The sequence below is a fragment of the Chryseobacterium indologenes genome (assembly GCF_001295265.1).
GTDB lineage: Bacteria > Bacteroidota > Bacteroidia > Flavobacteriales > Weeksellaceae > Chryseobacterium > Chryseobacterium indologenes_A.
In genome coordinates this window covers 340,955-356,680 of record NZ_LJOD01000001.1, presented here as the reverse complement: position 1 = coordinate 356,680, position 15,726 = coordinate 340,955, and the positions used below count along the sequence as shown (strand labels likewise).

14 protein-coding genes are annotated in these 15,726 nt (G+C 39.6%); all 14 read left to right on the top strand.

Annotation, left to right across the window (positions count from 1 at the left end; translation table 11 throughout):
- The first annotated feature begins 12 nt into the window (after positions 1-12).
- The 14 genes from AOB46_RS01560 (at position 13) to AOB46_RS01495 (ending at position 15,697) form a co-directional block, all read left to right on the top strand.
- Positions 13-471 (top strand): hypothetical protein, encoded by a 459-nt coding sequence (locus AOB46_RS01560; RefSeq protein WP_062696283.1) that lies wholly within the window; start codon positions 13-15, stop codon positions 469-471.
- A 24-nt stretch (positions 472-495) separates the two neighbouring features.
- Positions 496-6,378 carry an alpha-2-macroglobulin family protein gene (locus AOB46_RS01555; RefSeq protein ID WP_062696282.1) on the top strand — a complete coding sequence of 1,961 codons (5,883 nt, stop codon included), beginning with the start codon at positions 496-498 and terminating at the stop codon, positions 6,376-6,378.
- Positions 6,379-6,421: 43 nt separating this feature from the next.
- The gene (locus AOB46_RS01550) at positions 6,422-6,910 is read left to right on the top strand and encodes an ecotin (protein WP_062696281.1); all 489 of its coding nucleotides are present in this window, start codon (positions 6,422-6,424) and stop codon (positions 6,908-6,910) included.
- Between the two features lie 343 nt (positions 6,911-7,253).
- Complete coding sequence (locus AOB46_RS01545; RefSeq protein ID WP_062696280.1) at positions 7,254-8,663, top strand: TolC family protein; 1,410 nt, start codon at positions 7,254-7,256, stop codon at positions 8,661-8,663.
- A 22-nt stretch (positions 8,664-8,685) separates the two neighbouring features.
- Positions 8,686-9,642, top strand: a complete 957-nt coding sequence (locus AOB46_RS01540) for an HlyD family secretion protein (RefSeq protein ID WP_062696777.1) — start codon at positions 8,686-8,688, stop codon at positions 9,640-9,642.
- Position 9,643: 1 nt separating this feature from the next.
- Positions 9,644-10,825: an ABC transporter permease gene (locus AOB46_RS01535; protein ID WP_062696279.1), complete on the top strand. Its 1,182-nt coding sequence runs from the start codon at positions 9,644-9,646 to the stop codon at positions 10,823-10,825.
- A 173-nt stretch (positions 10,826-10,998) separates the two neighbouring features.
- The gene (locus AOB46_RS01530; protein WP_062696278.1) at positions 10,999-11,454 is read left to right on the top strand and encodes a DUF1569 domain-containing protein; all 456 of its coding nucleotides are present in this window, start codon (positions 10,999-11,001) and stop codon (positions 11,452-11,454) included.
- Positions 11,455-11,469: 15 nt separating this feature from the next.
- Positions 11,470-11,940, top strand: coding sequence for a hypothetical protein (locus AOB46_RS01525; protein WP_062696277.1), 471 nt, complete (start codon positions 11,470-11,472; stop codon positions 11,938-11,940).
- A 2-nt stretch (positions 11,941-11,942) separates the two neighbouring features.
- The gene (locus AOB46_RS01520) at positions 11,943-12,347 is read left to right on the top strand and encodes a hypothetical protein (protein ID WP_062696276.1); all 405 of its coding nucleotides are present in this window, start codon (positions 11,943-11,945) and stop codon (positions 12,345-12,347) included.
- A complete protein-coding gene (locus tag AOB46_RS01515) occupies positions 12,344-12,715 on the top strand; it encodes a VOC family protein (RefSeq protein ID WP_062696275.1) in 372 nt (123 codons plus the stop codon). Before AOB46_RS01520 ends, AOB46_RS01515 begins: the two co-directional genes overlap by 4 nt.
- 71 nt (positions 12,716-12,786) lie before the next feature.
- Positions 12,787-13,236, top strand: coding sequence for a VOC family protein (locus tag AOB46_RS01510; RefSeq protein WP_062696274.1), 450 nt, complete (start codon positions 12,787-12,789; stop codon positions 13,234-13,236).
- 150 nt (positions 13,237-13,386) lie between these two features.
- Complete coding sequence (locus tag AOB46_RS01505; protein WP_062696273.1) at positions 13,387-13,788, top strand: DUF1398 domain-containing protein; 402 nt, start codon at positions 13,387-13,389, stop codon at positions 13,786-13,788.
- Positions 13,789-13,929: 141 nt separating this feature from the next.
- The gene (locus AOB46_RS01500; protein WP_062696272.1) at positions 13,930-14,607 is read left to right on the top strand and encodes a DUF2490 domain-containing protein; all 678 of its coding nucleotides are present in this window, start codon (positions 13,930-13,932) and stop codon (positions 14,605-14,607) included.
- A gap of 85 nt (positions 14,608-14,692) precedes the next feature.
- A complete protein-coding gene (locus AOB46_RS01495; RefSeq protein WP_062696271.1) occupies positions 14,693-15,697 on the top strand; it encodes a bestrophin family protein in 1,005 nt (334 codons plus the stop codon).
- The last annotated feature ends 29 nt before the right edge of the window (positions 15,698-15,726 follow it).

Below are 15,726 nucleotides of genomic sequence, written 5' to 3'. Positions count from 1 at the left end.
GCACAAGATGGATTGTTCTGGCAGTATTACGAGAACCTGGAAAATGTAACATCCACAGAAACCTACCTTTCCATGACAAGAGAGTATTATAAAAAGATAAAAACCACGAACGGGGAAGAGCTGATCAAGATTACAGGCAATAGTCCGCTCATCGTAAGAGACCGCATTACCGTCAGGATGATCCTTAATACAGACCGTCCGATGCAGTATATTCACCTGAAAGATATGAGAGCAGCAGGATTAGAGCCTGTAGATGTGCTTTCAGGCTATCAGTATAAAAATAATCTGGGATATTATCAGGTTGTCAAAGATGCTTCTGCCAACTTCTATATTTACCGCATGCCGAAAGGAAAACATGTATTTGAATATGATCTGGTATGCAACGCTTCAGGAAATTTCTTCAGCGGCTTTGCCATCCTGCAGAATTATTATGCACCTCAGATGAATGCCAGAACAAAAGAGATAAAATAGAAATTAGAAAATAACATATAACAGATGAGAAATGTCAGACTATTAATGATGTTGCTGTGTTTTAGCTTTTATCCTAAAATGCAGGCCCAGCAGTATTACGAAGGACAATGGAAAAAGATTGCGGACAACGGCACCAGAGGAGCGTACAAATCCAATCTTCCCATTATTTTAGACATCCAAAACCAGGCTATGAAAGAAAATAATGTACTTCAGCTTATCCGTTCCCTGAAAGCGGAATTCAGCATCGTAAACCAGACTGTAGACGACGATCAGAATAATACAGCCTCCCAATTTTTTAAAAAGCTTCAGACCACAGAAGCAAAACTGAAAGGTGAAGAGCAGCTTGTATTCAGGGTTTTGATGAACGAATTCTTTCATGATTATTACAGTCAGAACTCCTGGAAAATAAACGGAAGAACTAACATCAATTCACAGGACCTGTCACAAATAGAAACCTGGAGTAAGCTGGATTTTAAAAATTATCTCTCCAAAAGCTATCAGGAACTGGATAACCGCAAGCAGGAAATGAAAAAGATTGCCCTGCAGAAATATCAGGATATGCTGACAGGAACAAAGGATATCGCTTATTTTCCAACACTTCTTGACTGGTATTCTCTTAAAAAAATAGCTTTCCTTTCCGACAACGGATTTTTTACAAAAAATGAACTTGCAGAAAACAGGATAAAGATTAATGCAGTTTTCGATGAACTTATCGCACAGAACAACGGAAACCCCAGACTGTATTTCATGAAGGAAAAACTGACGGAAAACTGTGATTACAGCCACTGTAAAGATAAACTTGAACAGCTTCAGAATCTTTTGAAATCCGGAACAGAAGGAGATTACAAAGTAGTCATCATGGAAGAGATCATGAATGAGCTTATTGTCAAAAAGAAAGTAAAAGAAGCTTTGGCTGTTGCGGATCAGGCGAAAAAACAGTACCCGAAATCACCCTTCCTAGAAAACATTAAAAATAAGGAAAACCAGATCACCAATCCGTTGCTTACCATCAGATATGAGCGGCAAACCCAGAGTAATTTGCCCGTTCATATTGTTGCAGAACATAAAAACGTATCCGAATTCTCTCTGAATATTTATGAAGTAAAAGAAGACTTTCTTCCATTCATGCAATATATACAGAGCAGCTATGACAACACATTCGGAAAGATCAAAAAAAATCTGGTAAGAAAAGAAACTTTCCGGCTCGTTAATGCAGGAGATTATCAGAATCATAAAACTTCCCTGGAGATCAAGCCTCTTCCGGCGGGAGCTTATGTTGCTGAATACCATGTGAAGGGAGCCGCTCAATTGGATAATGATTCCAGACAGAATTTCTACTTTTTTGTTTCCGGAAACAGGGTTATCTATCAGAATAAAACAGACCGTAACCAGCTTTCCAACGAAATGAAACTGGTAAACAGTGAAAACGGAAAACCTGCAGCGAACGAAGGACTTACTTTTTATGAATTTGTTTCCAATAAAACATTAAATAAAATTGATGGTAAAACCAATGAAAGCGGAGTCTTCAAATTTCCGTCCACAGCCAGTAATGCGTATTACAGAACATTTCTGATCCGTCAGCCGAAAACCAATGATTTCCAGATCATGCAGATATACGGTAACAACGGAACAGCGGAAGAATATAATCCGAATAAACAGCCTCGTCTCCAGGCTCAGATCTTTACAGACAGGGCCATCTACAGACCGGGACAGATCGTTTATTTTAAAGTAATCAATACAAAAATAGATAAAGAAACAGAATCCGTAACAGCAGGCCTGAAGCAGAAAATCACACTACAGGATGCTAACGGCCAGGATGTTTCCTCCCAGGATTTTACCACCAATGAATTGGGTTCCTATCACGGAAGCTTTATCCTTCCTAAAGGCCAGCTGAACGGTATTTTTTACCTGAGAACAGATGCCGGTTCCCAAGGCTATAAAGATTTCAGGGTAGAAGAATACAAAAGACCAAAATTTGAGGTGACTTTTGATCCCGTAAAAAATGAATATAAATACGGACAGACCATAGAGCTGAAAGGAAAAGCAATGATGTTTTCCGGAGTAGCCCTAAGCAATACTACCGTGAATTATGAAATTAAAAAGCATAACATCAGATGGCGGTATTTCTGGTGGTATCCACGCGGAAATGATAATGAAAATTCTATCCTCGGAGAAGCCAGAACCAATGAAAAAGGAGAGTTTGTAATCCGTCTGGACCTTAAAAAAGACGAAACTTTAGAAGGAATTCAGATTGATAATTACGAAATCAATGCCTCTGTAACAGACATCAATGGAGAAACCCAATCGGCAGAAACCCAGCTGAAGGTAGCTTCAGTTTCTCATTACATAAAAGCGGATGAGCTTAACAATGCTTTCAGTGATGAAAATGTAAAACTGAAAGTGGAAACAAGAAACTACAATGAGCAGGATCTGAAAAAACCTTATCAGGTTAAGCTTTCAAAACTTGCTGCTCCGGACAGGATTTTCAGGGAGAACTTCCGGTCAGCGGTTCAGGATCTTCCGGAATTTTCAAAAGAAGAATTCATCAGCAGGTTTCCTCATGATCTTTTCGACAAAAATGATGAGGTAAAAAACTGGAAAACAGAGAAAATAATTGTGGAAAGACAGCAACAGCCTTCAGCAGAACTGGATTTAGGAAAACTGGATGCAGGAGATTACCAGCTGGAACTGTACAATATCGAAGGAAAAGATACCATTAAATCTTCCCAGAACTTCAGCATCTGGGATAAAGGAGCTTTAAAATTTTCACAGAAGACATTCCTGAGCATTATTGAACCTAAAAACGAATTTTCAAGAGGGGAGAAAGCCAAAATATATGTTTATTCTGCAATACCGGATGCCATGGTAAATGTTTTTGTACAGGATGGCACCGGAAAAACCGTTTCAGAAACTCATAAGCTTAAAAAAGGGGTGTTGGAATATACCATAGACATTCCAAAAGATAAGGGGATTTCAGCGTTGAATATTCAGTTCCAGATTGTTGCATTCAATGATGTACAGACAAAATCTGTAGTTCTGAAAATAAAAGATACGGAACAGCCTCTGAAAATAGAAACCATAACCTTCAGAGATAAGCTGGAACCCGGTTCCAAAGAAAAATGGAGCGTAAAAGTTTCCGGAAATGACAAAGAAAAAGTAAATGCTGAGGTACTGGCCAATATGTATGATATGTCGCTGGATCAGTTTGCCGTTAACAGTTTCAGCTGGCAGAAGCTTTATATGCCTTATACTCTCATCACCTCCTATGAAATCGGAGACTATTTGCAGCAGGCTTATTATCAGAAAAGATTGAAATACTATAACGGTAAATATGTGCAGGTTCCGGGCTTTAACTGGTTTGACAATGATATTTATGCCTATGGCACAGCTGGAAATGGAGGACGTTTAGCCCGTAACAAAATTGCTCCTGTTCCTGCTCCCGCTGCCGTTGCTAAAGAAGCAAGCATTGATGAAGTTGTGATGGTGGGATATGGGCAGAAAAAAGCAATGAAAGTTGAGGCTCAGGCAGCAGATGCTGAAGGAGTATTAGATATTGATGATCAGGCTGAACAAAAAGAATCGCTGGAAAAAGTCCCTGTACGTCAGAATCTGAACGAAACAGCCTTCTTCTATCCCGATCTGAAAACCGACGCCGAAGGAAACGTAAGCTTTGAGTTTACTTCTCCGGAAGCCCTTACAAAATGGAAGCTGATGTTCCTGGCCCATACGAAAGATGCCAGAGCAGCTGTACTGGAAAAACAGGTGGTGACCCAGAAAGAATTCTCTGTAACCCCTAATTATCCAAGATTCCTGAGAGAGGGTGACGAACTGAATCTTCAGTCTAAACTATCGAATCTTACCGATAAAAAATTAAGCGGTTCTGCAGAACTACAGATTCTGGATGCTTTCACCAATGAGAACATTACTTCAAAATTCGGGATCAATGCAGGAGCTCAGAACTTTAATTTAAGCGAAAACGGAAATTCTGCCCTGACGTGGAAGCTGAAGGTTCCGGATAATGTTTCGTCCATCATCATGAAAGTGGTTGCCAAGGCCGGGGCTTACTCGGATGGTGAGCAGCAGGCAGTAGCGGTACTTCCGAACAGAATGCTGGTAACAGATGCGGTTCCTGTTTTTGTAAAAGAAGGAGAAACCAAAACATTTGTTCTGGAAAACCTTAAAAATACCACATCAACAACAATTTCTAACGTATCTAACACATTAGAACTAACGACGAATCCGATCTGGGAGATCATGTTTGCGTTGCCAAGCCTGAAAAATGATCAGAATAATTCTGCCGATGTCGTGTTCAACAAATGGTTTGCGGATGTTTTAGCCTCTGAAATCTTCAGGGCCAATCCAAAAATGAAAACCGTTTTTGAAGAATACCAGAACAAAGGATTATTAAACTCAAACCTTGAGAAAAACCAGGAACTGAAACAGCTTTTACTGGAAGAAACCCCTTGGGTGCTGGAAAGTAAAGACGAAAATGAGCAGATGCAGAAATTGGCATTATTGTTTGATGTGAATATGATGAGAAACTCCATCAGCCAGAGCTGGAAAGATTTGATAAAACTGCAGAACCCTGATGGCGGATTCTCATGGTATTCCGGGTACCCTAGTTCATACGGAACGTCTTTATACATTCTTAAAAACTTAGGAAAGATCAATTCATGGCTAAAGGACAATGTAAAAGATTACCAGGGAACAGAACAGAAGGAGCTTGTTGCAAAACTGGTTCAGTATGTGGATAATGAAGTCAGCAGATACTGGGATGTGAAAAAAGAAAATGTATGGAATAACTGGACGATGGATTATCTTGATACCCGAAATTATTGGGAGAGTCAATACCCTTTAAAAGGAAAAGGAGCCACATTGAAATCATTGGTAAAACAGAAGGCAAAAACCGCAAAGATCACAGATTTTACTTTCTTCGGACTTCACCGTGCCGCATTGCTGATGAATGATTATGGCTTGAAAGACGTTTCAGATAAACTGATGAATTACCTGAAAGAAACTTCCACAGATACCAAAACACAGGGCGTTTACTGGAAGCAAAACCTGAACGACTGGGGATGGTTCGGATCAAAAGTAGTGAACCATGCAGGAGCTTTGGAAGCGTTCAATAAGCTGAAGGCTAATGACCAGAAGTTCATTGAAGAGATGAAAATCTGGCTGGTAACCCAGAAAGAAGTAAACTCATGGGGCAGCTCAAGAGGAACGTCAGAAGTGATCTTTACGATCCTGAACTCTGGAAAATCATGGACCGGTGCCGAAAGTGATAAAGCTACAATCGTTTGGGGCGGAAAAGAACTATCTCCACAAACCCAGGCAGCAGGATATGTGAAATCTGCCGTAAAAACAGATGCTGTAGATAAAAAATTAGCAACTGTTACCATTACAAAACCGGGACCTGGAATTGTTCAGGGAGGACTGTTCTGGCAGTATTATGAAGATCTGGATAAGATCAAATCTTCCGAAAGTTACATTTCTGTGACCAAAGAACTGTACAAAAAGATAAAAACAGTCAATGGCGAAGAACTTCAGAAAATTTCTTCTGAAACTCCGCTGAAAGTAGGAGATAAGGTAACGGTAAGAATGATCCTGAATACAGACCGCGCAATGGAGTTCATCCATATCAAGGATATGCGTGCAGCCGGATTTGAACCCGTAGATGTGCTGTCCGGATACCAGTGGAAAAATAATTTAGGGTATTATCAGTCTACTAAAGATGCCTCTGCTAACTTCTATATTCAGTATATGCTGAAAGGAAAGTATGTGTTTGAATATGATGTGGTTGCCAATGCTTCAGGGAAGTTCTCCAATGGGATTACCACAATGCAGAATTACTATGCACCGCAGATGAATTCACATACAAAAGGAACAACAGTTTCTATTTTGGAATGATTTTTGGCTATAGGGAAGTAGTAAAATTTTAAAATAAAACAAAATGAGATTTTCAAAAACTTTAATTACAGGATTGGTAATGCTTGCAGGTGTAAATGCTTTCGCACAAAAGAAGGCTGAAAAGTTTGAGAAGCTGGAAATTCAAATGTTCCCAAAAGCTAAAGAAGGATACAAGCAGGTGTACGTTCAGCTGCCTGTTGTAAAAAATGAAGCAGATTTAAAAGTAGAATTCTTTGTAGGTGCTGAAAAAATGTTAGACTGTAACAAATACTTCCTGATGGGAAATGTGAAAACCCAGGACCTTCAGGGATGGGGGTACAACTACTATGAAGTAGAATCTAACGGAGAAACAGGCGGAACACTAATGGCTTGCCCTGATAAGAAGCTTACGAAAAAATTTGTAACCCTTCAGCCGCAGATCGTACAATACAACAGCAAGCTGCCGTTAGTATTCTACGTACCGAAAGATTTAGAAGTACGTTACAGAGTTTTACGCCCTGATGCCAAAATGAAGACAGCCGTTCAGAAATAATCAGAAATAATCTGAACAGCAGTACATAAAAACCTCCCCGCAGAAATGTGGGGAGGTTTGTTTTTATAGCTATTATCAACAAAAAAACATCCGCTTCATCAAGTCAAAAAAAGCTCCCTTAAAAATCAATATTACCCCTACATCAAGCTTTGCGTTTACAAAAACTGATTTTTTTTCCTTTAAAACATCTCTTAAATTAAAATTAAACAATTGCTCTATAGTTATGTTAAATAAGGTGTTAAAACTAAACGTATTTTAAACGTATTTTAAATTCACTCATTTTTGATGTATATCGGCAACGAATTAACATTTTTTTGCATTATATTTGTTATAAACATAAACCATGAAAAACAATTTATTGATTTTTACGTTTAGTTTTCTGGCTTTCCCTGCTTTTGGCTGGGCACAGTCTGCCCCTGATTTTAAGGAGCTGCTGGATAGTGCCATGGTTCGCGATTCTGATCTGAAAATGCAGATCACACAGAATAAACTCACCGATCTTGACGAACACAAACTGAAAGACATCTTTCTGCCTACATTAGAAGTAAGCGGACAGGTCGGGTATCTTAATGCAACCACCAGACTTACATCGCCGGAAATTAACCTCAGACCTTTCATCAACATTCCGGAAGGCAGCTTTAATAACAACCTCAATATATCCGGTTTCTCCGGAATTGCCAAAGCAGAAGCTAAAATGCTCCTCTATTCAGGCGGTAAGGTGAAATACATGAAAAAAGCGGTTGAGGAAAAGAAAATATCCGAAGATATTCTTCTGGAAAAAACAAAAGATGATGTGGTGGCCAGTATTTCCAAAGCCTATGATCAGCTGGCATTAATTCATCAGTCTAAAAAAGTACTGGATGAAAGCAAAAAAAGGCTGGATATCAACAGAAAAACAGCAGATAAAGCTCTAGGTTACGGCCTCATTACTCCGTACGATCATAAGAAAATAGAACTGGCTCAGGCAACACTGAATGCTAAAATGGTAGAATATGAAGGCAAAAAAGAGCTTCTTCTTACCCAGCTTTATATTCTTACCGGTATCAGCAGAGATCGTCTCAGAATGATTGATCCGGTACTTTCACCTGTAGATCTTATATCCCCTGAAAAAGGAATTGAACAGAGAGCAGAAATCAGAGCCCTTGAACACGGAATTACCGCTGCAGATTACAAAATCAAAGCAGAAAGAACGTGGATGATTCCAAAAGTACAGTTGATGGCTTCAGCTTATTACATTGGGCTCTATGGCAGTAGAATCAGAACCTCTGAAAATATCATTCCTGCTATTCCGGAAATAGGTTACGGCGGGGCAAAGCTGGACTGGCGGCCAAATAACATAAATGTCCTTCCGTTGCTCACTGCCGGAGTAGGCTTCAAATGGGAAATTTTTGACGGAAAAGAAGGAAAACATGCAGAAGAAACCGCACGGATTGGGAAAGAAGTCCTCCAGAACAAAAAAGAAGATGCCGTGAAAAAATTAACCCTAAATCTGGCTAACAACCAAACCAATTATGATATTGCCACTGCACAGATTGAGCTGAAAGCAAAAGAAAAAGAACTGGCAAAAAATGCTTTGGTGCAGGCGGAGAAAGAATTCAGGTACGGAATGAGCAAATCTTCCCAGCTGATTGATGCTGAAAATGATCTTGAAGCAGCAGAACTTGAATATCAAAACGCTGTATTCAACCAGAGAAGAGCCGGAATTGAACTGATGAGATCTACCCAGGAACTGGATGTGGCCAAACTTTATTAATGAACTCCTTACCCTTAAAACGATGCATAAAAATATACCCATACTCTTTGCAGCTCTTTTTCTATTAGGGAGCTGTGGTGAAAAAAAAGAAAATCTTAACGATTCCGAAGGGAAAACCAAAAAAGACGTAATCTCCTTTGCTCCGAAAGTAACCGGAAGAATTGTTAAAATATATGTTACCGAAGGGCAGACCGTAAAAAAAGGGGATACCCTCGCACAGCTGGATGTGCCGGAAGTTTCTGCAAAAATAGCTCAGGCTCAGGGTGCAGTAAATGCGGCCACGGCCCAGGAACAAATGGCTAAGAACGGAGCAACTGCAGATCAGCTGAGACAGCTTCAGGCAAAATATAAAGGCCTGAAAGAGCAGTATGAATTTGCTCAGAAATCCTATAGAAGAGCCAACAATATGTTCCGTGATAGTCTGATGTCTCCTCAGGCTCATGATGAAATATACGCAAAGCTTCAGGGGGCAAAAGCACAATATGATGCTGTGGTAGCGGAACTGGATGACGTAAAAAGAGGAACCCGCGTAGAAAAAGTGGAAATGGCAGCCGGACAGGCATCACAGGCAAGAGGAGCGCTTCAGGAAGCCAATGTAGCTTATTCCGAGCGGTATGTAATTGCCACCAATGATATGGAAATAGAAACCATCAGCCTGAATACGGGAGAGCTGGCAACCGCAGGTTTTGCTTTATTCAACGGCTATATTCCGGAAAGCACATATTTCAGGTTTACCGTTCCCGAAAGTGCCATTGCAAAATATAAAAAAGGACAGGAAGTCAATATGCAGGTGGTTTACAATAAAGAAAACCTGGCCGGAACTATTGTATACATCAAACAGCTGACAAGATATGCAGATATTACCACCGCTTATCCGGATTACCAGCTCCAGGATGCCGTATACGAGATCAAAGTAAAACCTAAAGATATGAATAAGGCTAAAAATATTTTAGTCAATGCTAATGTTATTCTGAAATAAGATGAAAGAATTTTTCCGGCTTTTAAAACGTGAATTCAGACTTTTTATAGGTAATTCTACCTTAAGGACCGTATTTTTTCTGGCCCCGGTATTTTATGCCACCCTGTTAGGATTCGTTTATAAAAGCGGAAAAGTTGAAAATACACCTGTATTGGTCATTGATAGAGACAATACACCTTTGTCCAGCCAGCTGACGGATATGCTGGATGATAACAAAAGCATCAGAATTATAAAATATGTTCAGGAACCGCTCAGCATGAAAGATGAGGTGATCCGGCATGAAGCAGCGGCAGTGGTTGTCATTCCGTCCAGATTTGAAGCAGATATGCTCCAGAAAAAATACCCCGAACTCAATGTATACATCAATACCGGAAATGTTCTTACGGCAAACTTTGCTTCCAAAGCACTACAGCTGACCATAGGAACATTCTCTGCCGGAGCTTCCATAAAAGCTTTACAGAAAGCCGGAATGCCTGCAACCAAGGCTGCAACCCAGTACGAACCTTTCAAAGCTAACTATATAACCCTTTTCAACACTACCGGAAATTACCTGATTTTCATGTGGCCTGCTATGCTGGCAGTTGTTCTGCAGCAGGTCATCCTTCTTGCAATGGCGGTAAGTTTTGCTGCCGAGTTTGAAAGAGGTTCCTTTGTAAAGGAATACCTTAAAATGAAAAAATGGGCTTTCCCGACAATGCTTATTAAAGTAATCCCCATCTGGATATTTTCTATTCTTATTGTAAGCATCTACTACTTTATGCATATGATATTCCGGGTTCCGATGCCGGAAGGAATATTCAACTTCATCCTTCTGACGTCCGTTTTTGTGGGGTCAGTATCCTTTTTGGGAGTATTCATCAGTATCCTTATCCCGGATGCGCTGAAAGCTACACAGATCCTGATGGTCATTGCTTCACCGGCATTTATTATCAGTGGATTTACCTGGCCGTTAAGTGCGATGCCCGCTTTTGTACAGTTTATCGCAAACATCATCCCGCTTACCCCGTTTCTTCAGGCATTCAAAATTCTTTTAATACAGAAAGGCTCCGTGGAACTTACCTATCCTTACTTACAGCACCTGAGCATTCTTTTGGGAGTATATGCCGTGATAGGGTGGATGGCTTTAAAAATTAAACTCTGGTTTATTTTTAAAAAGGCAGCTCCGCAGCAGATAGAAGAGTAGAAAGATAAGTGATGTATAAATTTTCAGTTGTCGGCTGCCCTTATTTAAATACTTTCGCCTGTCTGTAATTTTCAGCGGTTAATTTTCAGTTAAAAACAATCAACAACTTTTTATCACCCTGTCCAATCAAAAGAAAAAACTGATATATTTGCTTTCAGATAATTTAACAGACTATGGAAAATGTATTTGATGCAAAAGATGCTCAGAACTATATAGATAGAATAAACAGATTGGTAGAAGATACCCATGGTTTATGGGGGAAAATGACAGTAGACCAGATGCTGGCACACTGCAGTATATCTTATGAAATGGTATACGAACCTGAAAAACATAAAAAACCGGGAGCTATCGCCAAATTTATTCTGAAGACTTTTGTAAAACCCAAAGTAGTCGGAGAAAAGGCATATCCGAGAGATTCCCCTACGGCTCCGCAGTTTCTGATCTCCGGAAGAAAAAATTTCGAAGAAGAAAAGAAAAGGCTGATTGGATTTATCCAGAAAACTCAGCAGCTGGGTCCGGATGCCTTTGATGGCAAGGAGTCCTTTTCTTTCGGAAAACTTACTTCCCAGGAATGGAATAATATGTTTGCTAAACATCTGAACCATCACTTAGCCCAGTTTGGAGTTTAAACTTCACTTACACTTATGAAAAAACTTTTATACCTCCTCATTCTTGCCTGTAATTTTGCATGGGCACAAATGCCGGATATTTCAAATGTCTGGCTCAACAGCAGTAAACCTTACACCGGAACCATTGGTGACAAAGGGCAGGGATTAAAGCTGAAAATCAACATTTCTGAGCAGAATAAGAAAAATGATCAGGAATATTTTGTTTCCGGTTATTCCCTTGTTGATGATAATTATGCAAAATTCGAAGGGAAATTTATCATTACCAAATATAAAGATGCCAGGAGAAAAGGAATTGTATTTGGAGAATATGAGCTGGCAGAAGAAAATAAAGGAAAACATTCAGGGCTTTTCAAAGGGAAATTTACCTATACCTTCAAATGGAATAAGAAAACCGAAAAAATTGAAGATCAGGATATAGAACTTACGGGAGACTGGAAAAGCTATGATGGTACACTGGACTTTAAAACCCGCTTAAAAAACCAATAACTATGTTAAGAAGAATCTTAGCTGTTCCCGGAGGACTCATTATAGGGATCATCTGTATAACCATCGTGGAAAAGATAGGACACATGCTCTATCCAAGACCTGCCGCAGCAGGCAATAATGATATGGAAGCCATGAAAGAATATGTGGCCTCAGCCCCTTTTATGGCATTGTTCTTCGTTATTCTGGCCTATGCGCTGGCTGCTTTTGTTTCCGGATATACAGCTACAAAAATAGCAGACAATGGAAAGCACACATCCGCTGCTGTTTGTGGTCTTATTTTTCTCATGATTACAATTTATATGATGATGTCCCTGCCTACTCCTATCTGGTTCTGGATTTTGGGGATTGCAGTATGGGGCCTTGTATTTATAGGAAGTAAAATCGCTTTAAAAACAAAGACAATATGAGATTAGGAGTATTTTCACTCAGCTTAAGCGTAAAAGACCTTCAGAAATCCAGAGATTTTTATGAAAAGCTGGGATTCTCTGCCATGGGCGGAAATATGGATCAGAACTATCTGATCATGAAAAACGGGAGCACATTGATCGGGCTTTTTCAGGCGATGTTCGATGGAAATATGCTTACCTTCAATCCGGGATGGGATGAAAACGCTCATAATCTGGAATCTTTTGACGATGTCTGGGAGATTCAGAAGCATTTAAAAGAAAATGGAATTGAGCTTGATAAATCAGTGGATGAAACCACCTCAGGACCTGAGCATATTTTTCTTAAAGATCCGGATGGAAATATGATCCTGATCGATCAGCACAGATAACCTTTTTACAAAAAAAGAAAGGGTCTGAACCTCTTAAAAACTTATTAAAACTTAACTCATAAAAAACAATCATGGCAACAGTAAACGTTTATCTTACATTCAACGGAAATTGCAGAGAAGCATTTGATTTCTACAAATCAGTGTTTGGTGGTGAATATCCTTACATCGGAACTTTCGGAGAAATGCCTCCGATGGACGGAAAAGAAACTCCCGAAGGAGACAAAGACAAAATTATGCATGTCTCTCTCCCTATTTCCAAAGAAACCATTTTAATGGGAAGCGATACAGGAGGAGAATGGTCTTCCGGTTTTAAGGCGGGAAATAATTTTTCCATTTCTGTAAATGCAGAATCGAAAGAAGAGGCAGACAAATTATTTGCAGGACTTTCTGCAGGCGGACAGGTAACAATGCCAATGGCAGACACTTTCTGGGGAGCTTATTTCGGGATGTTCACAGATAAATTCGGAATCGGCTGGATGGTCAATTATGATGATCCTGCAAAGATGCAGCAACATCCGTAATATGAATATTTTGTATTAGAAATATAGTTAAAAATAAACCGGCAGGCCATCTGTCGGTTTTTATTTTATCATACATTTGCATCCCGAAATTTTTTAAATTTGATAAATGACTTTTTAAAAAAGCCATAGATAAAACCCTAAACCATAAAGATGAAATTCACCATTGATGATATTAAAGCAGAGCACCAAAAAGTAAGCAGCGGTGCAGATTTCCCACAATATATTAAGGCTTTGAAAGAAATGGGAGTTTCCCATTATATGGCCTATATTTCTGACGGAAATACCGATTATTTTGATGAAGATAACCAGATGGCCACTACACGGGGAAAAGATGACGGAATAAGAAGCGTTTCAGGAATCGTAAATCTTGAAAGCTTTATTAAAAGATTAAAACTTCATCAGCAGGGAGAAACTGATTACCTTACTTTCTGTAATGATTGTGCAGAAAACGGAATTGAAGGCTGGAAAATGAACCTTAATGCTATGACCTGCACCTATTTTGACCAGAAAGGAAATGATGTTCTGCTGGAACATATTCCGGGCAAAGATTAATGAAACCTTCTTTTCATCAGGGCTTATAAGTAAATATTTAGCTCAGGCTGATTCAATGGTCCTTCCGGTAAATATCATTTGCTATTATTGATTTAAAGTATTAAATTTGTTTAGTGTGATAGATAATAGTAATTGATATTTATGAGAAAGGTTTTTACGAAGCTGGCATTAACAGTATTAAGTCTGGGATCAGTAAGTGCATGGGCACAGAAGAACGATCTGGGAGCATGGTATATGTATTTCGGAAATAACAAGATCGGTAAAAAGCTGAACTGGCACAATGAAATCCAGTACCGGAACTTTGATGCAGTGGGAGACCTTGAACAGCTCTTAATCCGTACAGGAGTAGGATATGACCTTACCGAGAATAATAACAATGTGCTGTTGGGATACGGATTTATTTTAAGCCAGCCCTATGTAAATGGCGAAAAGAAAGAAAATATTGAACACAGGATATTCCAGCAGTATATCACCAAACAGAAGTTCGGACGTTTTAATCTGCAGCACCGGTACCGTCTGGAAGAACGTTTCCTGGAAAGTGATTTTAGAATGAGATTCCGTTATCTGTTAGGATTAAATATCCCTATTACTCAGAAAGAAATGCTTCCGAAATCTCTTTATGCGTCAGTCTATAATGAAATTTTCCTGCATTTTGACAGTCCGGTGTTTGACAGGAACAGAGTGTATGGAGCATTGGGATATGTAATAAATAAAAATATGAGGATTGAAGCCGGATATATGAACCAGATCCAGGAAAACAGAAACCGCGGACAGATTCAGATCGGTTTTTATAATAATATTCCTTTTACTAAAAACTAATGCCGGCAGTTATTCCTGAAGGTGCCTGATGAAGAAAAAAACTGTTGGTGAGCAATAAACAGAAACAAAAATACAATAAACACATATGCACGCAGGAAAAAGGTTTGGAGCCCGCGAATTCGCGAAATGGACAAGGCGTAGTATTTACGCTTTAGTATTACTGTCGGCAATTCCTACAGTATTATATTTTTTGGGCTGGAAATTTCTTTCAGTACCATGGCAGCCGATTGCTATTATGGGAACTGCTGTTGCATTCATTGTAGGATTTAAAAATAATGCCAGCTACAGCAGGCTATGGGAAGCCCGGCAGATTTACGGATCCGTCATCAACAACAGCAGAAGCTTCGGATATATTCTGAGGGATGCATTGACCCCAAAAGATCCTCAAAAAGTAAAAGAAATGTTTCTCCGTCATTATGCATGGCTTACGGCACTCCGTTTTCAGCTCCGGGAGCCGAGGGCCTGGGAAAACATGGGAACTGCACAGTTTGATGAATATGCCCAAAAATATGATATTCCGGAACGGACCTCCAGACTGGAAGACGAGCTTAAAAAATACCTTGCCGGAGATGAGCTTCAATATATTCTGAGCAAGAAAAACAGGGCTACTCAGTTAATGGCTGCCCAGAGCAGGGATCTTTCAGAAGCATACACCAGAGGAGATATTAATGATTTCCAGTGGACGCAGATCAATCAGCAGCTGGTAAAATTTACCGATGATCAGGGGAAGGCAGAAAGGATTAAAAATTTTCCGTATCCGAGAAACTTTTCCTCGATTACCACTTATCTTTTGTTGCTTTTCATCCTTTTTGTTCCGTTCGGGTTATTGAAAGAACTCGATAAGCTTGGTGACGGGACAATACTGGAAGGCTGGACATTATGGTTTAATATCCCGTTCTCATTATTGGTGACATGGTGTTTTCATACATTAGACAGTGTGGGAGAAGCCTCTGTAAACCCCTTTGAAGGAAGCCCGAATGACGTGCCGATCACCCAGATCAGCCGTACCATTGAAATTGACATGAGAGATATGCTGGACGAATCTGATCTTCCACCCGCTATCGCTCCGAAGAATAATATCGTGATGTAGAGAGTAGATATTGAATAATCTATATACGT